The organism is Rhizobium ecuadorense, assembly GCF_001187535.1.
Classification (GTDB): domain Bacteria; phylum Pseudomonadota; class Alphaproteobacteria; order Rhizobiales; family Rhizobiaceae; genus Rhizobium; species Rhizobium ecuadorense.
Window position 1 is genome coordinate 12,105 of the sequence record NZ_LFIO01000981.1, and the last position, 23,625, is coordinate 35,729.

General features: G+C 61.1%; 25 protein-coding genes. 18 read left to right on the top strand and 7 right to left on the bottom strand.

The features are described 5' to 3' along the window. Position 1 precedes the first annotated feature (1 nt). Both AF337_RS18175 and AF337_RS18180 read left to right on the top strand, forming a co-directional pair. Positions 2-955 (top strand): FecR family protein, encoded by a 954-nt coding sequence (locus AF337_RS18175; RefSeq protein WP_049733174.1) that lies wholly within the window; start codon positions 2-4, stop codon positions 953-955. Continuing rightward, positions 952-3,717 carry an EAL domain-containing protein gene (locus AF337_RS18180; RefSeq protein ID WP_049733175.1) on the top strand — a complete coding sequence of 922 codons (2,766 nt, stop codon included), beginning with the start codon at positions 952-954 and terminating at the stop codon, positions 3,715-3,717. Before AF337_RS18175 ends, AF337_RS18180 begins: the two co-directional genes overlap by 4 nt. On the opposite strand, the gene AF337_RS18185 is transcribed toward AF337_RS18180, so the two are convergent. Next, positions 3,706-4,002 (bottom strand): hypothetical protein, encoded by a 297-nt coding sequence (locus AF337_RS18185; RefSeq protein WP_049733176.1) that lies wholly within the window; start codon positions 4,000-4,002, stop codon positions 3,706-3,708. The two genes, AF337_RS18180 and AF337_RS18185, sit on opposite strands and share 12 nt — an antisense overlap. A gap of 200 nt (positions 4,003-4,202) precedes the next feature. Here AF337_RS18185 and AF337_RS18190 point away from each other — a divergent pair, with 200 nt between their 5' ends. From AF337_RS18190 to AF337_RS18215, 7 genes are all read left to right on the top strand, one after another. Beyond that, complete coding sequence (locus AF337_RS18190) at positions 4,203-4,601, top strand: DUF1236 domain-containing protein (protein WP_049733177.1); 399 nt, start codon at positions 4,203-4,205, stop codon at positions 4,599-4,601. A gap of 110 nt (positions 4,602-4,711) precedes the next feature. After that, entirely contained in the window at positions 4,712-5,536 is an 825-nt protein-coding gene (locus AF337_RS18195) for a DUF1236 domain-containing protein (protein WP_049733178.1), read from the top strand. Between the two features lie 46 nt (positions 5,537-5,582). Next, positions 5,583-5,750, top strand: a complete 168-nt coding sequence (locus AF337_RS43710) for a hypothetical protein (RefSeq protein ID WP_167347774.1) — start codon at positions 5,583-5,585, stop codon at positions 5,748-5,750. Beyond that, a complete protein-coding gene (locus AF337_RS18200; protein WP_049733179.1) occupies positions 5,747-6,328 on the top strand; it encodes a BA14K family protein in 582 nt (193 codons plus the stop codon). The genes AF337_RS43710 and AF337_RS18200 overlap by 4 nt, the downstream gene beginning before the upstream one ends. Before the next feature lie 92 nt (positions 6,329-6,420). After that, positions 6,421-6,735 carry a hypothetical protein gene (locus AF337_RS18205; RefSeq protein ID WP_049733180.1) on the top strand — a complete coding sequence of 105 codons (315 nt, stop codon included), beginning with the start codon at positions 6,421-6,423 and terminating at the stop codon, positions 6,733-6,735. A 97-nt stretch (positions 6,736-6,832) separates the two neighbouring features. Next, positions 6,833-7,717 carry a hypothetical protein gene (locus tag AF337_RS18210; RefSeq protein ID WP_049733181.1) on the top strand — a complete coding sequence of 295 codons (885 nt, stop codon included), beginning with the start codon at positions 6,833-6,835 and terminating at the stop codon, positions 7,715-7,717. A gap of 77 nt (positions 7,718-7,794) precedes the next feature. After that, positions 7,795-8,796, top strand: coding sequence for a L,D-transpeptidase family protein (locus tag AF337_RS18215; protein ID WP_082336831.1), 1,002 nt, complete (start codon positions 7,795-7,797; stop codon positions 8,794-8,796). Positions 8,797-8,840: 44 nt separating this feature from the next. On the opposite strand, the gene AF337_RS18220 is transcribed toward AF337_RS18215, so the two are convergent. Next, positions 8,841-9,632, bottom strand: coding sequence for a phenylalanine 4-monooxygenase (locus AF337_RS18220; RefSeq protein ID WP_049733183.1), 792 nt, complete (start codon positions 9,630-9,632; stop codon positions 8,841-8,843). A 125-nt stretch (positions 9,633-9,757) separates the two neighbouring features. Here AF337_RS18220 and AF337_RS18225 point away from each other — a divergent pair, with 125 nt between their 5' ends. Beyond that, positions 9,758-10,219 (top strand): Lrp/AsnC family transcriptional regulator, encoded by a 462-nt coding sequence (locus AF337_RS18225; RefSeq protein WP_049733184.1) that lies wholly within the window; start codon positions 9,758-9,760, stop codon positions 10,217-10,219. Between the two features lie 42 nt (positions 10,220-10,261). Here AF337_RS18225 and AF337_RS18230 read toward each other — a convergent pair whose 3' ends face one another. Then, positions 10,262-10,762, bottom strand: a complete 501-nt coding sequence (locus tag AF337_RS18230; protein ID WP_049733185.1) for an Lrp/AsnC family transcriptional regulator — start codon at positions 10,760-10,762, stop codon at positions 10,262-10,264. A gap of 129 nt (positions 10,763-10,891) precedes the next feature. Here AF337_RS18230 and hppD point away from each other — a divergent pair, with 129 nt between their 5' ends. Genes hppD through maiA form a run of 4 tightly spaced genes read left to right on the top strand, consistent with a single transcriptional unit; the run spans position 10,892 to position 15,094 of the window. Beyond that, positions 10,892-12,001, top strand: a complete 1,110-nt coding sequence (hppD, locus tag AF337_RS18235; protein ID WP_049733186.1) for a 4-hydroxyphenylpyruvate dioxygenase — start codon at positions 10,892-10,894, stop codon at positions 11,999-12,001. Between the two features lie 58 nt (positions 12,002-12,059). Further along, the gene (gene hmgA, locus AF337_RS18240) at positions 12,060-13,421 is read left to right on the top strand and encodes a homogentisate 1,2-dioxygenase (protein ID WP_049733187.1); all 1,362 of its coding nucleotides are present in this window, start codon (positions 12,060-12,062) and stop codon (positions 13,419-13,421) included. A gap of 18 nt (positions 13,422-13,439) precedes the next feature. Then, positions 13,440-14,465 carry a fumarylacetoacetate hydrolase family protein gene (locus AF337_RS18245; RefSeq protein WP_049733188.1) on the top strand — a complete coding sequence of 342 codons (1,026 nt, stop codon included), beginning with the start codon at positions 13,440-13,442 and terminating at the stop codon, positions 14,463-14,465. Further along, a complete protein-coding gene (gene maiA, locus AF337_RS18250) occupies positions 14,462-15,094 on the top strand; it encodes a maleylacetoacetate isomerase (protein WP_049733189.1) in 633 nt (210 codons plus the stop codon). The genes AF337_RS18245 and maiA overlap by 4 nt, the downstream gene beginning before the upstream one ends. 55 nt (positions 15,095-15,149) lie before the next feature. On the opposite strand, the gene AF337_RS18255 is transcribed toward maiA, so the two are convergent. Together AF337_RS18255 and AF337_RS18260 are read right to left on the bottom strand one after the other, a co-directional pair. After that, positions 15,150-15,620 (bottom strand): MEKHLA domain-containing protein, encoded by a 471-nt coding sequence (locus AF337_RS18255; RefSeq protein ID WP_049733190.1) that lies wholly within the window; start codon positions 15,618-15,620, stop codon positions 15,150-15,152. A gap of 132 nt (positions 15,621-15,752) precedes the next feature. After that, entirely contained in the window at positions 15,753-16,586 is an 834-nt protein-coding gene (locus AF337_RS18260; RefSeq protein ID WP_244471281.1) for a COG3904 family protein, read from the bottom strand. Positions 16,587-16,870: 284 nt separating this feature from the next. Between AF337_RS18260 and AF337_RS18265 the strand changes: the two genes are divergently transcribed. Together AF337_RS18265 and AF337_RS18275 are read left to right on the top strand one after the other, a co-directional pair. Next, a complete protein-coding gene (locus AF337_RS18265; protein WP_049733192.1) occupies positions 16,871-18,139 on the top strand; it encodes a patatin-like phospholipase family protein in 1,269 nt (422 codons plus the stop codon). A gap of 916 nt (positions 18,140-19,055) precedes the next feature. Next, on the top strand, positions 19,056-19,361 hold the full coding sequence (locus AF337_RS18275; RefSeq protein ID WP_152971123.1) for an immunity protein TriTu family protein: 306 nt from the start codon (positions 19,056-19,058) through the stop codon (positions 19,359-19,361). A 65-nt stretch (positions 19,362-19,426) separates the two neighbouring features. Here the strand turns inward: AF337_RS18275 and AF337_RS18280 are convergent, their stop codons facing one another. Continuing rightward, positions 19,427-20,362 carry an ornithine cyclodeaminase family protein gene (locus tag AF337_RS18280; protein WP_049733195.1) on the bottom strand — a complete coding sequence of 312 codons (936 nt, stop codon included), beginning with the start codon at positions 20,360-20,362 and terminating at the stop codon, positions 19,427-19,429. A 14-nt stretch (positions 20,363-20,376) separates the two neighbouring features. Beyond that, complete coding sequence (locus AF337_RS18285) at positions 20,377-21,477, bottom strand: mandelate racemase/muconate lactonizing enzyme family protein (protein WP_049733196.1); 1,101 nt, start codon at positions 21,475-21,477, stop codon at positions 20,377-20,379. Between the two features lie 144 nt (positions 21,478-21,621). Between AF337_RS18285 and AF337_RS18290 the strand changes: the two genes are divergently transcribed. Both AF337_RS18290 and AF337_RS42380 read left to right on the top strand, forming a co-directional pair. Then, positions 21,622-22,509, top strand: a complete 888-nt coding sequence (locus AF337_RS18290) for a LysR family transcriptional regulator (RefSeq protein WP_049733197.1) — start codon at positions 21,622-21,624, stop codon at positions 22,507-22,509. 212 nt (positions 22,510-22,721) lie between these two features. Continuing rightward, a complete protein-coding gene (locus AF337_RS42380) occupies positions 22,722-23,240 on the top strand; it encodes an ankyrin repeat domain-containing protein (protein ID WP_152971124.1) in 519 nt (172 codons plus the stop codon). Positions 23,241-23,625 lie beyond the last annotated feature (385 nt).

Consider the following 23,625-nt stretch of genomic DNA (forward strand, 5'->3'; position numbering starts at 1 on the left):
GATGTTGATAATATTTCGAATTCTGATCGCAGCATTGATCGTGCTGCCGACAGCCGTCTTTGCTGCTGCCGATGACTGGCGGGTCGTCAAGGCGACAGATCAAGTAAAATTTACGGTCGACAGGACGAACTGGCAGGACCTGCGCGCCGGCGAGGTGGTTCCCAACCGGGCATGGGTTTCCACCGGCCCGCGAGGGCGCGTTCAGCTTAGCCGGGGTGTGGAGAGCATCACCTTTCAGCCAAACACGCTCGCCGCCATCTCCAACAACGAATCCGCTGCCATGAAAACGCAGATCTTCCAGCAGGTGGGTTCGCTGGACCTTGAAATCGAGAAGCGAAGCCAACCGCATACGACGGTACAGACGCCCTACCTCGCCGCCCTGGTGAAAGGGACGATCTTTCATGTGACGGTCAATCGAGCGAAAGCATCGGTCGCCGTGGATCGAGGCCTGGTCCAGGTCACCTCCTTCGCCAGCGGCCAGCGCTCGAACGTGGCGCCCGGGCAGAGCGCGACCGTCGACAAGAAGGCCGGCATGACGGTGGCGGGCCGGCTATCCAAGCCCGAGATCACCTCGGTTGCAGCCTCGGTCGCCCAGATTCCGGCCGTGGGTACCACGAAACTCGCCGGTGCCACCGCAGAGACCAAGAGCAGTTCTTCGGCGACGAACAAGAACACCAGTTCCAGCGCGAGCGAGGATGACAGCGCTAGCAACGGCAAGAGCAACGGCAATTCCAGCCGCAGCGGTAACGGCAACAGCGGCAATTCCGGTGGCAACGGAAACGGCAACAGCAATTCCGGAGCAAACGGCAACAACGGCAATGGCAACGGCCATTCCGATGACAGCGGTAACAATGGGAATGGTAACGGCCACGGCAACGGCAACAGCGGCAAGGGTGACAACAACAGCGGCGGCAACGGTAACGGCAATTCCGGCGGAAAAGGCAAGGACAAGTGAGGGGTAGGGCCAAGGCGGCTGGGGATTATCTCTCCAACGGCATCAGCACGATCGCGGTTCGGCTGGTGCTGATCGCCGTCATGCTGGTGCTGCCCGCGGCCAGCCTCGGCTTCGTGCAGGGGATCGACAACAATCTTTTCGCCAAGCGCTTCGAATGGGCGCCTCGCACCGCCACCGGCAACATTGTCTTCGTTGCGATCGACAAGCATTCCCTCGACGCTGTCGGGACATGGCCCTGGCCACGGAGCATCTACGCGACACTGCTCGACAAGCTGATTGCCTCAGGCGTCAAGGATATCTTTCTCGACGTCGATTTCAGCACAATCTCCAGCACTGAAGAGGACGAGCTTCTCACAGCAGCGCTCGCGAGATCCGGAGGAGGGGTTCTTCTGCCGGTGTTCCGGCAGCAGGAGACGGCGTCATCGTCTGAAACGGCGGTGACGAGGCCGATCCCGCAGTTCCTTGAGAATGCCTGGCCCGCATTCGCCAATGTCGCGTTGGATGCGGACGGGATCGTCCGCCGTTTCGATCTGGGAAGCCAGCTCGACGGGAACCCCACCCAATCGGCAGCAGCAGCCCTGGGCAGGGTCGACGGCAGTTCCGGTTCCCTGGCTGTGGACTATTCGATCAGGCCCGACACCATCCCGACATTCTCGTTGTCCGACGTGCTGAACGGGACCGTGCCGGCCGAGGCGATCAAGAACCGCTCGGTCGTGGTGGGAGCATCCGCAGCCGAGCTGAAAGACATTTTCGCCGTTCCCGTCTACGGCGCGATTGCCGGCCCGCTCATTCACGTGCTCGCCGCGGAAACGCTGCTTCAGAAGCGCTTCCTCCGGCTGTTCGATCAGGCTCCGCTGGAGCTCTTGTTTGCAGCCTTGCTGATCGTCGGCGTCATCCGCAGCCGTTCAACCGGGATTGTCAAGATGATGGCAATCGGACTGACCATCGTCGTCATCGGCGAGATCGGCGCATTCCTGCTGCAGTGGCGCTACGGGATGCTTGTCGGAACGGCGGTGCCGTGGCTGATGCTGCTGCTCGCATGGATGCTCGCTCTGAACGAACGTGTCGACCTCGGTCGAATGCTGGTCGCCATCGCCAATACCGAGGCTCGCAACGCCAGGCGCCTGATGAGACGGATCATCGCCGACAGTTCGGACGGTGTCGTTGCATTCGATAGCGATCTGAGGATCGTCGAAGCGAGCGCATCCGCAAAGGCGGTGCTGCGAGCCGAGATCGGCGCCTCCCTTCTCACCAGCACCGACGCCGCCATCGTCGATGTCGTGCGCAGGCTGGTTGCAAAGCACGATGGCGAACCGGGCAACGTGCACACGGCCCTTGTCGACTTCTCCGACAAAGGCTCGCAGGGCACGCATTACGAGGCATCCGTCACGATTTCGCCGATCGAACAGCCGCATGCGCATCCGGCCTCGGCGCGGTCGCGGTTTGCCGGTTGCCTGATCATACGGGACATCACCGCGCGGTATGATTATGAAGAGCGGTTGAAGGCGCTGTCAGAGCTGGACGACCTGACCGGGCTGCTCAATCGCCGGGAATTCGCCTCCCGTCTGGCAACCCTTGAGGGCGGGACCCTCGTCTCGGTGCTGGATATCGAACGATTCTCCTCGCTTTGCGCCACGCTTGGGCGCGACGTCGGCGACGAACTCCTGAAGGCCGTGGCGGTGAGACTCGGCAACACATTCGTCGGCAATTTGCTTGCAAGACTGGACCGCGACCATTTCGGCATCGCCACCCCGGCGGTCGATGCACAGGCGGTCGAGGATTTTGCAGAGGGTCTGTTGGACCTGTTCGAGGAGCCTCTGCAGCTCCGCGGTTCGGCTGTGCCGATCTCGGTCCACGTCGGAATAGCCGGCTCGGAAGATGCCGCCGCCGGCGCGCTCCTGAACGCCGCCGAATCCGCGCTCGATGCTGCAAAGACCATGGCAGGCCGGCGATGGTCTTCTTTCGATCCTTCCACAGCCGTTCGCCAGGCCCGGTCGCGCCGGCTGGAGCGGGACATGCGCGATGCTCTCCGGGACCGGCAGTTCTTCCTGCTGTTCCAGCCACAGATCGAATTTGCAAGCGGGCGCCTGTTAGGCGCGGAAGCGCTGATCCGATGGAACCATCCCGAGTTCGGTTTGATATCTCCGGCCGAGTTCATCCCGATTGCGGAATCCTCCGGCTTGATCTGCGAGATCGGCCGCTGGACGCTCTTCGAAGCTTGCACCGAAGCGGCCACCTGGCCCGGGGAACTCGGCGTCGCCGTCAACGTCTCGGCTCTTCAGTTCGAGCAGTCCGACATCGAGGCCGATGTGAGGGAGGCCTTGTCAAACAGCGGGCTTCCGTCTTCCCTCCTCTGCCTCGAGCTGACGGAGTCGGCCTTCCTCGGCCAAGGCGGAGCCGTGATCGCAAAGATGCGCGCGCTTCGCGAAACAGGGATCGTCATCGCCTTGGACGACTTCGGCACCGGCTACTCCTCGATGAGCTACCTTGCCGATCTTCCTCTCGACAAGCTCAAGATCGACCAGTCCTTCGTCCGGCGAATGAGGGGAAATCCGACCATGCTGGAGATCGTGCGGGCGATTATTTCGCTGGCGCATGGTTTGAAACTGCAGGTCGTCGCCGAAGGCGTCGAAACCGAAACGGAGGCCGAAGCGCTGCAACGGCTCGGATGCGAGACGGGGCAGGGCTATCTCTTCGGGAGGCCGGCCGAGGCTCGTCGCATGCTTTCCAAATGGAATGTCTGGAAGCGTCTATCGGCCTGACGGCTCGCCGGGTTTGCGCTGGAAGGCCGCGGGTCCGTCGGAAGGTTCGTGGATCGCCCGGATGACGTGCTTTTCGATCTCGAAACAGGTCTCGTCATATTCTTGCACCCGTTTCGGATCGAAGTGCCGCTTGCGAACGGCATCGCGCGCTTCGACAGCCATCTGGTAGGCTTCGAAGAGCTGGAGTTGCCACGGGTCGCGCGCTTCCATGATCAGCTTCCGCATCTCAGGCAGACGCATCGCCAGGCGCCTGCGCCCCGCCTCCCTGCGGTTGGATCGTGCCATCTCCTTCAGTCTCCTGCCGATACCGGGTACGACCGGTTCCTTTCGATCCGAAAGTAGCGCCGGCAACCGACATTGACATGGATCTCGGACCAAAGACCGGGATCGATCGGACTGAGGTCCGAGGCGTGGAACGACCCCGTCTCCAACTGGTTGGTCTGGCAGCGGTCACCAAGGCCGCTTCAAAACAGAAGGAGGAAAATATGCTCTCCAAGCTTATCGTCTCTGCGGCAACTGCTGCGACCCTCATGTCCGGCGTCGCATTCGCCCAGTCATCGACCGTCAATGGCGCGGCCGGCGGCGCAGTCACCGGGGCGATCGTCGGCGGTCCCGTCGGCGCTGCTGTCGGCGGTGTTGCCGGCGCTGTCGTCGGCACCGCGATCGATCCGCCGCCGCAAAAGGTGGTCACCTATGTCCGCGAGGCTCCGGCACCTTCGGCGCGCGTGGTCGTAAAGGAGAAGGTTGTCGTCGGGCAGCCGCTGCCGGAAACGGTCGTGGTAACGCCTATTCCGGATGATCCGACCTATGCCTACGCGGTGGTCAACGATGAACGTGTCATCGTCGAGCCGTCGTCCCGCAAGGTAATCCAGGTCATCAAGTGACCTGATGCCCAACGCGGCCCCCCGCCGCGTCTTACTTCACAAATCGTCATTTACATCAGCCGCACGACGGACGGCAGCGTCGTCGTGCGGCCAAAATCAGTGAGATTGTTATGAAGAGCAAGACACTCGCCGTTCTGATGACGGCACTCTCGATCGGCGTTTCTCCGGTCGGCATGATGTCTGCCTCGGCGCAGGATGCGCCCATCCTTCCCAAGAAGGGGACCGCGCAGAGCGGCCAGCCTAGCGACGGTGCGGCACAGCAGCCGGACGCGGGCGGTGCTGCTTCGGGCGGCGCAGGCGCATCGACCGGCCAGGGCACGCAGCAGCCTTCGGACTCCGATGGAAGCTCGTCGGGTGCATCCTCGGAAACCACTGAGCCTGGCGCCAAGACACAGTCCGGCGCTAAGACGCAGTCCGGAAGCTCGGACAGTTCGACGACGCAGAAGTCGGGGCAGTCCGCGACGGAAGGCCAGAAGCCTGCCGGCAGCCAGGAGGGGACCTCGACCGGCACCTCGAACAGTTCTGGCGAAACACAAAAATCCGGCGATGCCGCGACGTCCTCCGGCGGCTCGACCGAAACTCAGTCGAACAGCAAGACGAACGTCGAGAACAACAATACCTCGGTCGACGCCAACACCAAAAACACCACCAAGACCGAGACGAACAACACGACCAACGTCAACATCTCTGTGGAGCAACAGACGGAAATCCGGACTGTCGTAAAGGAGGTTCATGTCGAGCCGGTGCGGGACGTGGACTTCACGGTCTCGGTTGGCACCACCATTCCGAAGAAGATCAGGTTGGAGCCGCTGCCGCCGCGGATCGTGGAGATCGTTCCGCAATACAAGGCCTATCGTTTCTTCATCCTCGCCGACGGCCGGATCGTCATCGTCGATCCTTCGGCGTTCACGATCGTCTACATCATCACGGCATAGCAGCCGGCGCCCGGCGGCCTTGCGCCGCCGGGACGAGGAGAGGAACATGATCTATTCCGAACAGAAATCCCCTGGTCTGGCCCTGCCGCTCGTCGCCATTCTGCTGGCGATCGCCGGTATCCTCGCCGTGCTAGTCGCCACCGGCGGCCGGCACGGCGGCACGGCCGGCCGCGTCTGGGTTCCACAGGCGCAACAGCAGGGGGCGGGGCAATGAACGGCCTCGCCTCCGTCGCCTTCGGCATCGTCAGCTCGGTGGGTGCCTGCATAGCTGCCGCATCTGTTACTTCGCACGTCGTGGCGGATACCGAAGCCCATGCCTTGCAAGATGTTGCGGAGCCGGATCTCTGGACGACGGGGCCGATGAAAATCGACCCTCGGCAGCAGCGTTATGAACGGATTGCGCCCGTCTATTCCAGTTATGTCACCGAGGCGCCGGCCGTCATGACGGCAAGGGCGAAACCGGAACCCGCTGGCCCGTCGACCGAACGCCTGGGGCCGCAACCAAAATTTCCGGCCGAACACCTTGCCTGGTGCGCTGAGCGTTACCGCTCCTTCGATCCTGCGACCAACAGCTATCGATCCTATAGCGGGGAGATCCGCGCCTGCTCTTCGCCGCACCAGCCTGATGCCGCCGACGCCGACGATGGCGCGAGCACGAAAGTGAATGCACAGGCGGCGGCCTGGTGTGCCGCTCGCTACAGGTCGTATCGGCCTGAGGATAATACATATCAGCCGTGGGACGGCCCGCGGCGCGGCTGCGACGCGCCGGTGATCGTGGCGACGAGCAATTGATCGTCGCCGGGGCGAACCGATGTCGGACCTAAGTCCGTGTTGCAAACGCTACGGTTGTGATATCGGTTGTATTGAGGGCGGAGATCAGGGGAATGGCGACGACGCTGGTAACGGAAATCCAGAGGGCGCAGGCAAGGCTCCGGTCGCTGAGCAGGGCGGACCGGAGCGCCCTTATCATCCGCATTCTGCGCGAGCTGCAAACACATCGGCATGAGGTTCTCGGCCATGTGCCGGCCGACCGCTGCGTCTGGATCGACAGGCTCATTGCCTCGGTTTCCTCGACGATAGCTGAGATCACCGGCATGCCCGACGCCGAATTCAATCGTGTCTTGAACGAATTCGAAAAGCTTATGGCGACGCTGCATAATATTTCGCATGCGGAGCAGCAATTGAAGACAATTCACTGACGGGGAATTGCCCGCGGCTTATCGTGCCCGCGTGCAAATTGAGCGCTTCGGCCCGACCCACTGGAAACCGATCCCTTCGCGCAAGCGTTCTTCTTCCATGACCGAAACGAAATCCCCGACCGATCGTGACGAGGCGTTGTCCAGCGATGACGACCCCAAGCCGGGCGCCGACGTTTCCTTTCCTTACGACAGGATGACTGTCGAGCAGTTCCGAAAGCGTTTCCCTCGTGCCCGCTGGAGCGACGCCCGCAAGGCTTGGTTCGTTCCCGGCCGCACGGCGCCCCGCCGCATCGGGAGATGGCTTGCCGAGCTGGAGGCCGAAGCCGACGCCCATGCGGATGCGAAGGGACGCGACGCCTTCGTCTTCGAGCCGATCGACAGTCCCTATCTTCAACTCGGCAAGGCAGGCTTTCGGATCCGCACGCCATACTCGAAAACCGTTGTCGACGAACTGCGTGAAGTGCCGTTTTCCCGGTGGGACGGCGATCTCAAGCTATGGCACGTTCCCTTCCGATCCTATGAGGACCTCAGACACAGATGGCCCGCTATCGAAGCGGCAGCGCGGCGAAACGAGCCGGAGGAGAGACAGCGCCGCGCCGTGGAGCGAAAGGGGACCGAACAGGAGATGCGCAGAAAGCTGCGCTCGGCGGAACGAAAGCGCCATCGCTACCCGCTGCCCGGCGACGATCTGCCGCCGATCGGAAGACCGGTCGCCGTCTCCTATGGCATTGTCGTCTTTACCGAGATCACCGGCGAACTGGCCGACCCGGGTGTCGTGGCGGACTACTATCCCGGCGTGACCGAGGATCGCGTCTGGGGATCTTGGCGGGTGCCGACACTCGAAGAACTCGTCCGCACTTGGCCTGCGAAAACGCCTCCGGCTGAGGACGCCAGGTGGTGGCTGCCGACGATCGAGGAACTGAGGCCGGCGCGCCGCGCGGCAAGATCGCGCGAAGCCAGGAGGCGCGCGAAGGCGCTGTGATCTGGAGAGGGGCTGAAGCGACTAAGTCTAAAGTCCGAGTATCGTTGCGCAATGGAACAAGTTTCGGCAATGGCCATTTGTCGTCTATGAAAACAGCCCTGCCGATGTCGCTTCTCGCTCTGATCTTCTCCGTTGGCGATGCCGCCGCGGCAGAACTCAAAGCCGATGCAATCAACAATGCTTCGATTGCTTCAATCAAGACAGAAAAGCGCTCGTCCGAAGATCCGGACCCGGCAATCGTCCGCCTTCAGGTCCTGCTCGACCGTGCCGGCGCCTCTCCGGGCGTCATCGACGGGCTCGCCGGCGAGAATGTCAGCAAGGCGGTCGCCGGCTTCGAGGCGATGAATAACCTTCCCGTCGATGGCAGGCCGGATGCGGAGGTCGTTTCCCGTTTGGAAGGCGATGCGCCGATCGTCGAGAGCTATGTGGTTTCGGCGGAGGATGCCAAGGGCCTCGTCGACAAGATACCCGAGGATTATGGCGAGAAGGCCAAGATGCAGAGCTTGGGATATACCAGCGTTGCCGAAAAGCTTTCCGAGCGGTTTCACATGGGCATCGATCTCGTCAAGGCGCTCAACCCGGCTTCGCCGTTTGCTCCAGGCGATACGGTGTGGGTGGTGAACCCCGGTCCCCCAAGGGAAGGCAAGGTCAAGAAGATCGAGGCCGACGGGAAGACGGGGCAGGTTCTGGCCTATGCCGAGGACGGAGCGCTGCTGGCCGTCTATCCCGCGACGATCGGCAGTAAAGACAATCCGTCGCCGTCGGGAAAACACAAGGTCAAGGGCGTCGCCAGGATGCCGGTCTACCGCTATGACCCGAAGCTGAACTTCAAGCAGGGAAAGAACGACAAGGTCCTGACCATCCCGAAAGGCCCGAATGGCCCGGTCGGCACCGTCTGGATCGACCTGACGGAGCCGACCTATGGCATCCACGGCACACCGGAGCCGAAGCTCATCGACAAGGTCGGCTCGCATGGCTGCGTGCGGCTGACGAACTGGGACGCCGAAGAGCTTGCCGGCATGGTGAAGCCGGGCGTCCTCGTTGATTTCGTCGATCGCAGTCCCGCCGCTCCGAAGTGAGACGCGGCATCTCGCAATTCCACACTTCCCCGTCAAATCAGGGGCTACGAGGCCTTGGCTTCGAAAGCGGGGGCGAAATCACCCAGCGATTTCGCCTTGAGGATCATGCCGCCGATATCTTGCTCCACGATCGCTTCCAGATCGGCAAAGCTGTCGATGACGTAATAGATCGGCTGGAGGATATCGATGCGGTAGGGGGTCCTGAGAACGCTCATGAGATCGAACGGCCGGAATTCGCATGCCGTGCCTTCGGTTGCCGCCTTGGCTTCGCTCGGCGACGAGACGATGCCGGCGCCGAAGCAGCGGCGGCCTTGCGGCGTGTTGATCAGGCCGAATTCGACGGTGAACCAGAAGATCCGGAACAGATGCCAGGAATAGCCTTTGCCGAGGCGGACGGCGGCTTCGCCGAAATGCCTGACGAAATTGGCATAGCTCTGGTTGGTCAGCAGCGGGCAATGGCCGAAGACCTCGTGGAACAGGTCCGGTTCCTCGATATAGTCGATATGCTCGCGGCGGCGCAGGAAGGTTGCCAGCGGGAATTTGCCTTGCGACAGAAGCTCGTAAAAGCGTGAGGGCGGGATCAGCGCCGGCACGCCTTCGACGCCGAAGCCGGTGGTTTCGTGCAGGCGTCTGTCCACGTCGAGAAGCTGAGGTACTTTCTCCGGCTTGAGCCCCAGCAGATCGACGCCATCCAGATATTCCTGGCAGGCCGTGCCGGCCAATATCTTCATCTGACGCCGGTAGAGCTCGCCCCAGATCGCATCTTCCTCTGGGCCGTAGTCATAGAGACCGTCCGGGCCGGGCAGTTTCGCGGTGTAGCTGCTTTCTTTGGTCATCGGCACTGATCCTCCCAGGAATGGCGCTATGTCTGCGATTATGCTCCGGGGCGGGCGGATTTTCTTTTCTTTTGTGCCGCTCCCCGTCATAATGATGAAAAATATTCTCCATCAAGAGGGCGAAAATGAAAGAAACTGGGAACTTTCGCCGCACCCTTCTGCAGCTCATACAGGCCGACGGCAGCCTGTCGCTGGCGGATCTGGCTGAGAAGGCCGGCATGTCGCAGAGTTCGGCCTGGCGGAAGATCCAGGAACTGGAAGCTGACGGCGTCATCCGCAAGCGCGTGACGCTACTCGACCCCGGCAAACTCGATCTCAAACTCTGCGTGATCGCCCATGTCACGCTGGAGGATCACCACGAAGAGGCGGTCGCCTCCTTCGCGTCGGTGGTGCTGGAGCGGCCGGAGATCATGGAGTGCTACGCCTTGTCAGGCGCTTTCGATTATATGCTGAAGATCCGGGCGAAGGACGTGGAAAGCTACGAAGCCTTCATGACCCGCTACCTCATGCGCAACCCGCATGTGCGCACGGTGGTCTCGAGCTTCGTGCTGCGCGAGCTGAAATTCTCGACCGAACTGCCGCTCTGACGCCTGTCGCCAAGTAAATCGCCAATCGGTGACAGCGGGAGGTCATCGCGCGCTGTCGCCGTGCCAGCTGCCCGGCATGCGCACCGGAAAGCCCTCGAAGGTTTTCAGTGTGTCGAGCACGATCGAGGTCTTCACGTGCTGCACAGACTCGTGCGGCAACAGAACGTCGTTGACGAACTTCGAGAGGTCGGCGAGCCCGCGGGTCGCCACCTTCAGATGGTAGTCCATTTCACCGGTCAGCGCATAGGCTTCGAGAACCTCCGGCAGTCCGTTGATCAGTTGGGAGAAACGCTGGGCATTGTCTCTGTTGTGGGTCGCAAGCGTCACGGAAATGACCACCAGCATATCCAGGCCCAGCTTTTCCCGGTCGAGATAGGCCCGGTAGCTGCGGATATAGCCTTCCGCCTCCAGCCGCGTGCGCCGGCGCGAGCATTGCGAGGGTGAAAGTGCGATCCGATCACCCAGTTCGTTATTCGTCAGCCTGCCGTCCTTTTGCAGTTCCTGCAGCAGCCGCAAATCCAATTTGTCGATCTGTTCATCCATTGCGTAGAATCTCCAAAACACTCACGAAGCGTGCATAATTTGTTCTAAATGCATGAAGAATGCAAGGATTTTGCACGCGTTTTGGGCCACACTTTGCGCAGTTAAACTCCATCTCGTCAGGAGGATAAAATGGGTCCTTTCCCACATGATGCGCCGCCATCCGAAATCACCGCCGACAACCCGGCCGGCACCGATGGCTTTGAGTTCGTCGAGTTCGCGCATCCCGAACCCGAAAAGCTCAGCGAACTCTTCACCCGTATGGGCTATGTTGCGGTTGCCAGGCACAAGACCAAAGACATCACCGTCTGGCGCCAGGGCGACATCAACTATGTCGTGAATGCCGAGCCCGGCAGCCATGCCGCCCGCTTTGTCGAGCAACATGGTCCCTGCGCCGCGTCGATGGCTTGGCGTGTCGTCGACGCCAGGCATGCTTTCGACCACGCGGTGTCGAAAGGCGCCACTCCCTATGAGGGCGATGACAAGATGCTCGACGTCCCGGCCATTGTCGGCATCGGCGGCTCGCTGCTCTATTTTGTCGAGACCTACGGCGCCAAGGGATCGGCCTACGATGCCGAGTTCGATTGGCTTGGCGAGCACAATCCGCGTCCTGAGGGGATCGGCTTCTATTATCTCGACCATCTCACCCACAACGTCTTCCGCGGCAATATGGACAAGTGGTGGGATTTCTACCGCGAGCTGTTCAACTTCAAGCAGATCCACTTCTTCGACATTGACGGCCGCATCACCGGTCTGGTGAGCCGCGCCATCACCTCGCCCTGCGGCAAGATCCGCATTCCGCTGAATGAATCGAAGGACGACACCAGCCAGATCGAGGAATATCTGAAGAAGTACCGGGGCGAGGGCATCCAGCACATCGCCGTCGGCACCGAGGATATTTATGGCGCCACCGACCGGCTTGCCGACAACGGCCTGCGCTTCATGCCGGGTCCGCCGGAAACCTATTACGACATGTCCTATGAACGGGTGAACGGCCACAGTGAACCGATCGAGCGCATGAAGAAGCACGGCATCCTCATCGACGGCGAAGGCGTGGTGAATGGCGGCATGACGAAAATCCTGCTGCAGATCTTCTCCAAAACCGTGATCGGCCCGATCTTCTTCGAATTCATCCAGCGCAAGGGCGACGAAGGTTTCGGCGAAGGCAACTTCCGGGCGCTGTTCGAGTCGATCGAGGCCGATCAGATCAAGCGTGGTGTCATCGGGACGGCGGCGGAGTAAACTCTCTCGCGCGTCTGAAAAGACGCGCAGCGCCGGAGAGTGATGGGAGGAGTTGAGCATGGACCAGACATCGATCCAGACGGTCGACGGCGAAGCCGCGGCCGCAGACAGACTGAAATACATGCCGGGCTTCGGCAACGACTTCGAAACCGAGTCGCTTCCCGGCGCCTTGCCACAGGGCCAAAACAGCCCGCAGAAATGCAATTACGGCCTCTATGCCGAGCAGCTTTCCGGCTCGCCGTTCACCGCGCCGCGCGGGACGAACGAAAGATCCTGGCTTTATCGCATTCGCCCGAGCGTGCGCCACACCCGCCGCTTTTCCAACGCTTCCTATCCGCTCTGGAAGACCGCGCCGTGCCTCGACGAACACTCGCTGCCGCTCGGCCAGCTTCGCTGGGATCCGATCCCTGCGCCCAAGGAGAGACTGAATTTTCTGGAAGGGGTGCGGACGATCACGACGGCGGGCGATGCCGTGACCCAGGTCGGCATGTCGGCGCATGCCTATGTCTTCAATGAGGACATGGTCGACGATTACTTCTTCAATGCCGATGGCGAACTGCTGATCGTGCCGCAGCTCGGCGCCCTCAGAGTGTTCACCGAAATGGGCATCATGGATGTCGAGCCCCTGGAAATATGCCTCATCCCCCGCGGCATGATGTTCAAGATCCTCGGGATCGGCGAGCAGCCGGTCTGGCGTGGTTATATATGCGAAAACTACGGCGCCAAATTCACGCTGCCGGACCGCGGCCCGATCGGCGCCAATTGCCTGGCGAACCCGCGCGATTTCAAGACGCCGGTCGCCGCCTTCGAGGACAAGGAAACACCGTGCCGTGTCCACGTGAAGTGGTGCGGAAAATTCTATGTCACCGAGATCGGCCACTCGCCGCTGGATGTCGTGGCCTGGCACGGCAACTACGCTCCGTTCAAATATGACCTCAGGACGTTCTCTCCGGTCGGCGCCATCCGCTTCGATCATCCGGATCCGTCGATCTTCTCGGTGCTGACGGCGCCGACCGAAGATGCCGGCACCGCCAATGTCGATTTCGTGATCTTTCCGCCGCGCTGGCTGGTGGCCGAGCATTCATTCCGTCCGCCCTGGTATCACCGCAACATCATGAGCGAGTTCATGGGCCTGATCCACGGCCAGTATGACGCCAAGGAAGAGGGCTTCGTGCCGGGCGGCATGAGCCTGCACAACATGATGCTGCCGCACGGACCGGACGCGCTCGCCTTCGAAAAGGCGGCCAATGCCGAGCTCAAACCGGTGAAGCTCGATCACACCATGGCCTTCATGTTCGAGACCAGATACCCGCAGCAGCTGACGAAATACGCCGCCGAGCTGGAAACGCTGCAGGAGAATTATCTCGAGTGCTGGGACGGGCTGGAGCGCAAATTCGACGGAACCCCCGGTATCAAGTGACAGCATCGGAATTGGAACATGAAACTTGCGACCTTGAAGGACTCCACCAGGGACGGCCGCCTTGTCGTCGTGTCCCGCGACCTGACCCGCTGCTCCGAAGTCGGCCATATCGCCCGCACGCTGCAGGCAGCACTCGACGACTGGGAGCATGTCGCGCCGAGACTCCAGCTGATTGCTGAAGGCATCGAGACCGGCGCCCAGCCGACGCGCCGCTTTCACGAGCATGACGCCACGTCACCTCTACCGCGGGCCTATCAATGGGCCGATGGTTCCGCTTACGTCAACCATGTCGAACTGGTGCGCAAGGCACGCGGCGCCGAGATGCCGGCAAGCTTCTGGACCGATCCGCTGATGTATCAGGGCGGCTCGGATGTCTTCCTCGCGCCGCGCGATCCGATCCTGGCGGCCGACGAGGCCTATGGGATCGATATGGAGGGCGAGGTCGCCGTCATCACCGGCGACGTTGCCATGGGGGCGAGCCCGGAGGCCGCCCGCGGCGCTATCCGTCTGGTGATGCTCGTCAACGACGTGTCGCTGCGCGGCCTGATCCCCGACGAGCTGGCCAAGGGGTTCGGTTTCTTCCAGTCCAAACCGGCCTCGGCATTTTCGCCTGTGGCGGTGACGCCGGACGAGCTGGGAGAGGCGTGGGATGGCGGCAAGCTGCGTCTGCCGCTGCTCGTCAGCCTGAACGGCAAGTCCTTCGGCAAGGCCAATGCCGGCATCGACATGACCTTCGATTTCGGCCAACTGATCGCCCATGCCGCCAAAACCCGCAGTCTTACGGCCGGAACGATCATCGGCTCGGGAACGGTTTCCAACAAGCGGGACGGCGGCCCGGGCCGCCCGGTCGAAGACGGCGGCGACGGCTATTCCTGCATCGCCGAGATCCGGATGATCGAGACGATCGAAACCGGCGCGCCGAAGACGCCCTTCCTGCGGTTCGGCGACCAGGTCCGCATCGAGATGAAAGACCGTGCCGGCCATTCGATCTTCGGGGCGATCGAGCAGACTGTCGAACGCTATGGAGGAGCGAGGTCGCAATGAACGAGGTCGTCCTTTACGACTACTGGCGATCGTCGGCGAGCTATCGCGTCCGCATCGCGCTCAACCTGCTGGAGATCGACTACAGGACGGTGCCGGTCAATCTCTTGGAGGGAGCGCACAGGAATCCGGATTATCTCACGCTCAACCCGCAGGGGCTGGTGCCGACGCTGGTGATCGACGGAAAAGCTCTCACCCAGTCGCTGGCCATCATCGAATATCTGGCCGAGTTGCGGCCGGAAGGTGGATTGCTGCCCGGAGACAGTGCCGGACGCCAGCACGTCCGCGCGCTGGCTTATGCGGTCGCCATGGACATCCATCCGATCTGCAATATGCATGTCGTGACGCATCTCATGACCATGACCGACAAGGCCGACGCCCGCGAGGAGTGGATGCAGCATTTCATCGCCGACGGACTTGGCAAACTGGAGGCGATGATCGATGGCGCTGGCGGAGCCTTCAGCTTCGGCGATCAGCCGACGATGGCGGACCTCTGCCTTGTCCCGCAGGTCTACAACGCCCGCCGCTGGGGCGTTGATATCACGCATCTCAAGCGCATCGTCGAAATCGACGCCAGATGCGCCGAACTGCCGGCCTTCCAGGCGGCGCATCCCGACCGCGTAAAGCTGTGATATCACCGGATGGGTACAACGCATCAGGCTGAGACTTGGCGATTGGACGGAGAGACTACGCGTCCCGCCACGAAGGGAACGTTGCAGCCTGGCCCAGCCGCTTGCCGCTTTCGTCGATAAGCTGCCAGACGGTCACGTTCTCGATCCAGAAACGGCGCCCGGATTTTGCGATCCTGACGCCGCGACCATTCTCGACAAAACCATCGCGGGTCACGCTATCCAGCAGCCGCTGACGCTCGGCGCGGTCAGGCTGCTCGGCCGAAAGCCGCGACGGCAAGGAAGTGAATTCGTCCCAGCCATATTCGAAGCAGTTCTGCGCCGTACGGTTCGCGTAGATGAAGCGCGGATCGGGCAGGGTATTGTGCGCGAGGACCACGAAAGGCGCATCGTGGTAAAGCCAGCCCGGCCCCTGTCCATCCTCGGCAAGACGACGGCCGACGATGCGCTCGTAGCTTCCGGTCAGCAGGGAAAAGAAATCGGGATCGCGCGTCAGGTCGAGGGCGTGATTGTCATAGATAGAAGTCACGAAGTGCCTCGGTGGTTAAAAGCTTCGGTGCAGGCGGCATAGCTGAGCGCGAATCCGGAGACGAGCAACCGCGGGCCAGCTTGCCTGAAGCAGATGCGGTCAGCTGCGGTGACTGTAGCAGGGCGAAGACGTTCAGCAGCCGCCCAGCGCCGTGATTTTCGAAAGCAACGTCTTGCCGAATGCGTAGGTGGTCTGGACATCGGCGCGCCCCTGGCAGCGGCGGCCGTCGTTGGTGACATATTCGTAGGAAACCCGGACGTTATCATTGCCGCGCAGCGCCGTGCCGGTGAGTTTGAGCGGCTGCGACATGGCGCCGAAGAAGGCGTGGATCGACGCTTCGTTGAAGGGGCCTTTGCCGCGCTTTTCCGGAATGACCAGAGCCGAGGCGGTTTCACCATCGGCGACTGCGAGTGCGGAGTAGAACGCCGTCACCGTGCCCATCGGATCATACGGCAACGTCCTGCCCTCCTCGGACGTCGCATTCGCCGCGTCCAGTTGAACCGTCTCGTAGGCAATGCCCACGCCCTGCGCCTTGTCAGGGGTCAGCCATTCGATGCCTTCAGGCGGCGCCGAGGTTACGAAAGCGACGGCCGTGTCGGACAATCCGAGCTGGTTGAGGTAGGCTCCCACAAGCGCATTGGCGACGCCGCTCTCGCTGGCCTTGCCGTCAATCACGCGGTAGGCGGCGTGGAAGCCGAGATTGGATGTGGCCTCAAGCATGCGCGGCGAACCGGCAAGCCAGGTGAGGGCGCAGGCTGAAGCGCACAAGGTCCCCGGCGGGACCGCGGTGGCAAAGTTTCGAAGCCGGATCGCCCGCCCGATCTCGATTCCGGCTTTGAGATCCCCGCCCTCGCTGTTTAGAAAAACCAGCGCCTTGTTGGGGGCCGCGGCGACGTTTCTGAAGAGGATTTCGTCACCTTCGTTCAGGACGCCGGTGACAGAGATCAGGTCGGTGTCACCCTCCAACGGCTCGCGCGTGATCTCCGCTGCAGACAGAGGAAACGCGCATAGAAACAGCAAGCCAGCAACAGTGCACCGCATCGATTCCCCCGCCTTTGCGAGGGTTATTGAACATTGCGAGGAATGTTTTGCAAGACTGATCGTGCAGCCCTCCAGAGAGGTTCGGCCGGTGAATCGAAGTGAAAGATGAGACCGGACGCCAATCTCGGGCAATCCGCTATGACATTCCTTCCCGCCGGTCTCGATCTGATACAAATGTCGCCATCCTTCCTAACGTGATAGGACAGAGCATGTCAGAAGGGGAGCATCCCGAGGAAAACAGCGTCTTGTCTGGATTCGACGAACCCGAGAAGCCGGCCGAGCGCTACCAGCTCGGCCTTTGCCTTTCGGGCGGCGGCTATCGGGCCATGCTCTTCCATGCGGGATCGCTGGCGACGCTGAACGAGGCCGGCCTTCTGGCGAAGCTCGATATGATCTCGTCGGTCTCGGGCGGATCGATCGCCTCCGGCCTGCTCGCCTATGTATGGCCGCGGCTGGTCTTTGAGAATGACGTCGCCGTCAACTTCAAGGCGGAATATGTCGATCCCATTCTGGCCTTCAGCCAGGTCTTTGCGGATGGGCCGAGTTTCCTGAAGGGCGTGTTCAATCCCTTATCGAGTGCGGCGGAGGAAGCCGCCAAACTCTACGAGCGACATCTCTTCGATGGAAAATCGCCAAGCCTGAAAGACCTGCCTGAAACGCCCTGGTTCGTCTTCTGCGCCAGCAATCTCAGCACCGGTTCGCTCTTCCGCATGTCCAACCGCTATATCGCGGATTACCGGATCGGCGTGTCATTTCATCCGGCACTTCCGCTCGCGACCGCGGTTGCCGCGTCGGCGGCATTCCCGCCCGTGCTGTCCCCGCTGCGATTGGATCTGTCGCAGTTTTCCTGGAAGAGGGAAAAACTCGACGACACCGTCGGCGAACCCGTTGCTCCCGGCAGGGCAATCCTCAGCGATGGCGGCGTTTACGACAATCACGGCATCGAGCCGGCACTGAAACGCTGCGACTGCCTGCTGGTCAGCGATGCCGGCGCGCCCTGGCGTTCCTCCACCCGCGGATATTGGAACTATCTGAGCCAGCTCAAGCGCGTTCTCGATACTACCGACAATCAGGTGAGGTCGTTGCGGCGGCGAGACCTGATCGGCGGCTTGAAGGCGGCAAAACAGGCTGATATGCTCGGCCTCGACCCTCCCTCGAAATCGGCTTTGCGCGCGAGAACGCATGGCGTCTACTGGTCGATCGACAGCAAGGATGCCGAACTCGAACCCTATGCCTCCTACACGCTGCCGCCGTCGTCGGTCGTTCCCTCTGACGTCGGCACCTATCTTCATTTCCTCGGCGCAAGGGAAACGGAGGTTCTGACGAATTGGGGTCATTATGTCTGCGACGCGATGCTCAATCGCTTCTATCCATCGCCGCTGGCGCCATCGCCCGGCCCGCCATTGGCGGCGGGGACGGTGAAGCCCTCCTGGGCGGCGAGCGCCAGCAAACGCCTGTTCGGCTTCCTGCCGTTCTAAAACGCCATCTGCGCTGCAGACCCACGCATTGAGCGCATCGACGACGTAGCTCGCCATCATCAGATCGAGATGCGCGCCGCGTGGGGACAGGTTGCCCCATCCACTAAGCGACGGGCGGCATGAAAGCCGATATTGAACTCGGGCTGAAGAAACCTAGCCGAGCCGGTAAGCCATGTGGGGGCGCGAGCTGACGCGTATCAAGTCCCCCCGCGGGGTCGCCGTTGGCAGAGCCGCGAAGGCGAATAACGCGCCCCATCTCAATCCTTGCTTTGAGATCCCGCCCTCGCTGTGAAGGAATGCGCATAGACATGGCTCCTGCGGCTCAATGCCTCACGCGATTGACGCGTTTAGACGCCATCGGTACGCATGCTCATAAGCAACAGGAGACCGATGATGCGAACTTTGGCTGCGGCATTTTCTGCTCTGGTAATTCCGACACTGGCGGGTTGTACGACGACCTCGGGTGGCATTACCACGGAGAACAGGAGCCTTACTGCGGTTAGCGCTGAGCGGACGCGACTGGGGCAGACTTGGCACCTCAAAGCCGATTGCTCACAATCGACCCGGCCGAACGTTCGAACACTCTCTCCGCCAGCTCATGGTAAGCTCGAAATCGTTCCGGAAGAGATAGTTGCGAATTCGAAAAAGTTTCCCAAATGCGCTGGTGTGAAAGCCCCAGGCATGATTGTTTACTACACTTCTGCAGCCGGATACATCGGCCCTGACAAGGCAACTTACAGGGAGTCTTATGGAGACGGTGTTGTTCGCGACGTGATTTTCGGCCTCAACGTAGTCAAGTAGACGGCGTGGCATTTCATCAGCTCTCGTTGCGGCGCCATGTTGAACCGCAACACCCGCCCAAAGATCATGCCGTTCTGGGTGACGGCGTTTGCGAGTTCTAATTTTGGTCTGCTAAATGTCTGACGCCCCACTGATTGATGGGTTCATTGCCTGGGGAACGAGGCTTGCAGCAACTCCGTCCTCAAGCGTGAGCATCGATGTTGAAGTTTGCACGCCCACGTCGAATCCAGCCGCCAAAATCGACTTTGAAAGCAGCGAACTTTTCGGGCGCATTACATTGTGGTCCGACGGGAATTTCTATGCCGAGGCAATTGACGCAGCAACATCAGCGACAATCCTTTCCCGTCACGGTCACGCAGCGGCGAGCGCCACCTTCGGCGAGGAATTCAGCGATATTTTGAAACTGTTCGCAATTCATTGAACGTCCACGCCATGCCGATGGCCATTAATAGGTTCACAGCCTAAACCGCCATCTGCGCTGCAGATCTACGCATTGACCGCATCGACGACGTAGCTCGCCATCATCAGATCGAGATGGGCGCCGCCGCCATTCTTGAAGATCGTGACCTGGTCGTCGGACTGGCGGCTTGTCGTGCCCGCTGCCACGAGATCGTAGAGATCTCCCCTGATATGCGAGCGGTCGATGGCGCCGGACGCAATCGGCTGCGTGATCTCGCCGATCCGGTCCATCACCGTCTCCATGAAATCCACATAAACGAGCCCGGCGGCGATCAGCGTGTCATCCGCCTCGCGCATATCGGGCGTGAAGGCGCCGATCAGATCGACATGCGTGCCGGGGCGGACCCATTCGCCCCGAAGGATCGGGGAACGGGCCATGGTCGCAGCCGAAACGATATCGGCTGTCCGAACCGCGTCCGCCACATCGGCAGCGGCCGTGACTTCGGCGCGCAGATCGCCAAGTATGGCGGCCAGCGTCTCGGCCTGTTCCGGACGGCGCGACCAGATCGAGATGCGCTCGATATCAGGAAAGGCGGCGTCATAGGCCCGCGCCAGAGTGCCAGCGACGGCGCCGGCCCCCAGGACGACCAGATGGCGGCTGCCGGCGCGCGCCAGGCATTGCGCGCCGAGAAGGGAATCGGCCGCCGTCTTGTAATGCGTGACCAGCCGGCTATCGATGACGGCCCGCACAGTCCCGCAATCGCCATCGAACAGCAGAACCGCCCCCTGAACCGAGGGCAGTCCTTTTCGGGCATTGCCGGGAAAGACGCTGTCTGCCTTCACCGCAAAGCCGAGACCTTCAACCCGGGCGGCGCGGTTCAGAAGCCTTGCTTCGTCCGAGCCGAGCAGCAGGTCTCCCTGTTCGGGCCGGGGCCGCTGGTGGCCGCGCCGCAAGGCGTCGATCGCGCCGGGCCAGCTCAGCTTCGATACGCTTGCGTCATAGGTCAGCAGAGCAGGGAGCATGGGCGTGGCCTCCATCAGGAAAAGCTGGCCACGGGCGCGCTGAGCAGCGAGCGGTCGACCGTGATGCCGAGACCGGGGCCGGTCGGGGCCGCACCCCGGCCATTGCGGCTGCGCGGCTGATAGCCGGCCACATGCTCGTTCGTCCAATCGTTGAAGAACGAGGTGTGCATCAGATATTCCGGGTAGGCGCTGGCTGCGACATGCGACACCGCTGCCGCCGTAACATCGCCGCCCCAGACGTCCTCGATGCAGAAATGCATGCCGAGATCCTGTGCCGCATTGCGCATGGCAACCGCCGGCGTGATGCCGCCGAGACGCCCCAGCTTGATGTTGACCGCCGCAGCGCTCACCTCGTATTTGGCGCGATAGAGATCGGCATGGGTGAGGACCGCTTCATCCAGCACGATCGGCAGCCCGCTAATCTTGCGCAGCATGGCGCAATCGGCGATATCCCGGCAGGGCTGCTCGACATAGAGGTTCGTATCTTCAAGCGCGCGCATGGCGATCTGGGCTTCGAGCAGCGTATATCCGGCATTCGCATCGACGAAGAAGAAGATATCGGGGAAGGCTTTGACGATGGCGCGGGCGCGGGCGGCGTCCTTCACCGGATCGTCGCCGATCTTGATCTGATAACGCATGATGCCCTCAGCGCTGCGCTTGCTGACATAGTCGAGGCTTTCCTCGGTCGAGGACAGCGGAACGGCCTCGAAGATCGGCAGCTCGGTGCTAAGCACGCCGCCGATCAGCGCCGAGATCGGCAGATCGACGGATTTGCCGAAAATATCCCAGCAGGCCACGTCGAAAGCGTTCTTGGCATTGGCTTGACCCATCAGGACACTGGACATCAGCCGCTGCAGATGCGTGCTTCTGCGCGGATCCTGCCCGATCAAAAGCGGCGCGAGCTCGCGCAGGGCCGCACGCGTGCTGCCGGCAAAGACCGGCAGGTAATTGCCGGAAAGCGTCGCGGCCTCGCCCCAGCCTTCGATGCCGCTGTCGGTGATGACCCGCACGAGATTGGACGGCTGCTGTTTCGCCGACCGGCCCTTGGACATCACATAGGTCCCATGGGAGTAAGTCAGGTCGTATTCGTAAAGCTCGATGGCCGAAATCTTCATGGCTGTCATCATCCCTGCTGAACGTCGCTCCCTGCTTGAAGCAGCGCGACTTGGTTGCTGCATGAGCCACGATTTCATGCGGGTGGACTTGCGACAAACGAGCTTTCGGCGATAGAAGGATCAGAAAATCTAGGCCTCAACCCCATGTCCATTTCGCCGCCATTCGACAGATTGCCCTCGCTGAACGCGCTGCGCGCCTTCGAGGCTGCCGCCCGGCTCGGCAGTTTTCGCCGCGCTGCCGATGAGCTGATGGTGACGCCAGGCGCCGTGGCGGCGCAGATCAAAGCGCTGGAGGCCGAATTCGGCGCCGAGCTGTTTCACCGCCAGGCGAGGGGCGTCACCCTGACTGTCCTGGGGGAGCGCGTCGCGCCCCGCTTCAGCGCCGCCTTCGATGCGCTTGGCGGGGCGGTGCGTGACCTGCGCCGTCACGCGGCCCCGCGCAAAGTCCATATCGTTACCTCGCCGGCGCTCGCCCAGCTATGGCTGGCGCCGCGCCTTCTGCATCTGCGCGCCGCGCTTCGCGACGTGGATATCTCGGTGACCGCGCTCGAAGAACCGCCTGATCTCAAGCGCACGCCCTTCGATCTGTGCCTGTTTTATGCCGAGCCCGGCCCGGACAAGATCACATTGTGGGATGAGCAACTGCTGCCGGTCTGCATCCCTGGATTGGCCGAAGCGCTTGCCGATCCCGCCAACCTCGCGACGGTCAACTGCATCTCGGATGTGGTCTGGCAGGACTGGCGGATCTGGGCCGCTTCCGCCATGCCCGACAGCCCGGTGATCCCGACCGGCCCCGGCTTCTCGCTCTATGCGGTGGCAGTGCAGGAAGCTTTATCCGGCGCAGGCGTTTTGATGGGGCGGCAATCGCTGATCCAGCCTCACCTGAACAGCGGCGCCCTCGTCGCACCCTTCGGCCGCCTCGTGCCGCTCGGCCTTTCGATCACGGCCTGGATGCTTCCGGAAAGCCGCAACGACAGAGCCGTCATCGCCGTCGCCAACGGACTGCGCCAGATCGCCGGCGGCGTGGCGTGATGCCTTCGGATGCCGGCTCCGCCCTTGCAAGTTGAATCCCTAAAATGTGGAGAACGGAGTTCTAGGATCGCATTCTTGTTTCATGCGACCTTCTGAGTAGTCACTCTTCGATTTATCGTCTCCCCGGAATATTACCCGTGCTAAGTGGTCTTTTTCTGCTTCAGTTGCTATTCCTAGGAGTTGTAATCGAGAGACAAGGGTAGGGGACGTAATTGTTTAAAATATTCGCGGGAGTAGAGCTTTTTCGAGGCCTGCAGGATCAGAAATTGCGGAAAATATTGATTTATTTATGTTTGGTATTTGCAGCAATTATATGGCTCACTAGGCCTTGTCAAAGATATAAAAGTATTGACGAAGCTGTTTGCGCCGGTAATGTTTTCTGGTTTTTGGAGAATCTATTTGATAGAGATAATATAAATCGTATTCACTTCGATGGAGTCAGAAGCACGACTCCATTGCTTTCAGCAGTTGATGCCGTAGATTGCCCAAAGCTGCTTCAAAGTTTGTGGGTTAAGGCAATTGTATACATGGGAGCTGATGTAAACGTCGGAAACTCACATGGATACACTCCATTGATGATGGCCACGGGCGTTGGAGACTACGATAGCGTAGAGTTTTTAATCGAAAGAGGAGCTAGGGTGCATGACGTGGACAGCAGCAATTCTTCCGCGGTTGATATAGCTCGAAAAATAAACGACCCGAAGATGTTAGACATATTTAAGGGGAAATAGCGCAAAGCGGCAAGTGTTGACCTCCGTTCGAGCTAGGTTGCCTATCGCACCGCTCGCTAGCAGACCGGATTTGCAGGCGGCCATTAAGCTATCGGTTGCGGCACCTCTGAACCAATTGCCGGCAGACCAAGTTCAGTCCGTGCCAACTCGCACTGTGTGTCCAGCATTGTGAGCAGATTTTCGCCAAGAAGGGCATACTCCTTCGTCGCGTTCGACCAGCGATAAAACCTCCCGTCTTGCAAAGATAGTACGGCGAAGTCATCCGGCCGATTTTGAGGTGGAAACCGACTCGCCACGGCCCACAATACCGCTAGGACCAATCGACATTCAGGATTCCCAAATCAGCTGATCACTGATTCATAGAGTACCCGTGTGACGCACGGAG

Excerpts from the sequence above, each read along its gene's own strand:
- AF337_RS18225 (WP_049733184.1), top strand. The coding sequence starts at position 9,758 with ATGAAAGAAACTGGGAACTTTCGCCGCACCCTTCTGCAGCTCATACAG.
- AF337_RS18175 (WP_049733174.1), top strand. The coding sequence starts at position 2 with ATGTTGATAATATTTCGAATTCTGATCGCAGCATTGATCGTGCTGCCG.
- AF337_RS18285 (WP_049733196.1), bottom strand. The coding sequence starts at position 21,477 with ATGAAGATTTCGGCCATCGAGCTTTACGAATACGACCTGACTTACTCC.
- AF337_RS18195 (WP_049733178.1), top strand. The coding sequence starts at position 4,712 with ATGAAGAGCAAGACACTCGCCGTTCTGATGACGGCACTCTCGATCGGC.
- AF337_RS43710 (WP_167347774.1), top strand. The coding sequence starts at position 5,583 with ATGATCTATTCCGAACAGAAATCCCCTGGTCTGGCCCTGCCGCTCGTC.
- AF337_RS18265 (WP_049733192.1), top strand. The coding sequence starts at position 16,871 with ATGTCAGAAGGGGAGCATCCCGAGGAAAACAGCGTCTTGTCTGGATTC.
- maiA (WP_049733189.1), top strand. The coding sequence starts at position 14,462 with ATGAACGAGGTCGTCCTTTACGACTACTGGCGATCGTCGGCGAGCTAT.
- hmgA (WP_049733187.1), top strand. The coding sequence starts at position 12,060 with ATGGACCAGACATCGATCCAGACGGTCGACGGCGAAGCCGCGGCCGCA.
- AF337_RS18210 (WP_049733181.1), top strand. The coding sequence starts at position 6,833 with ATGACCGAAACGAAATCCCCGACCGATCGTGACGAGGCGTTGTCCAGC.
- AF337_RS18190 (WP_049733177.1), top strand. The coding sequence starts at position 4,203 with ATGCTCTCCAAGCTTATCGTCTCTGCGGCAACTGCTGCGACCCTCATG.
- AF337_RS18230 (WP_049733185.1), bottom strand. The coding sequence starts at position 10,762 with ATGGATGAACAGATCGACAAATTGGATTTGCGGCTGCTGCAGGAACTG.
- AF337_RS18280 (WP_049733195.1), bottom strand. The coding sequence starts at position 20,362 with ATGCTCCCTGCTCTGCTGACCTATGACGCAAGCGTATCGAAGCTGAGC.
- AF337_RS18290 (WP_049733197.1), top strand. The coding sequence starts at position 21,622 with ATGTCCATTTCGCCGCCATTCGACAGATTGCCCTCGCTGAACGCGCTG.
- AF337_RS18275 (WP_152971123.1), top strand. The coding sequence starts at position 19,056 with ATGTCTGACGCCCCACTGATTGATGGGTTCATTGCCTGGGGAACGAGG.
- AF337_RS18220 (WP_049733183.1), bottom strand. The coding sequence starts at position 9,632 with ATGACCAAAGAAAGCAGCTACACCGCGAAACTGCCCGGCCCGGACGGT.
- AF337_RS18200 (WP_049733179.1), top strand. The coding sequence starts at position 5,747 with ATGAACGGCCTCGCCTCCGTCGCCTTCGGCATCGTCAGCTCGGTGGGT.
- hppD (WP_049733186.1), top strand. The coding sequence starts at position 10,892 with ATGGGTCCTTTCCCACATGATGCGCCGCCATCCGAAATCACCGCCGAC.
- AF337_RS18205 (WP_049733180.1), top strand. The coding sequence starts at position 6,421 with ATGGCGACGACGCTGGTAACGGAAATCCAGAGGGCGCAGGCAAGGCTC.
- AF337_RS18245 (WP_049733188.1), top strand. The coding sequence starts at position 13,440 with ATGAAACTTGCGACCTTGAAGGACTCCACCAGGGACGGCCGCCTTGTC.
- AF337_RS18185 (WP_049733176.1), bottom strand. The coding sequence starts at position 4,002 with ATGGCACGATCCAACCGCAGGGAGGCGGGGCGCAGGCGCCTGGCGATG.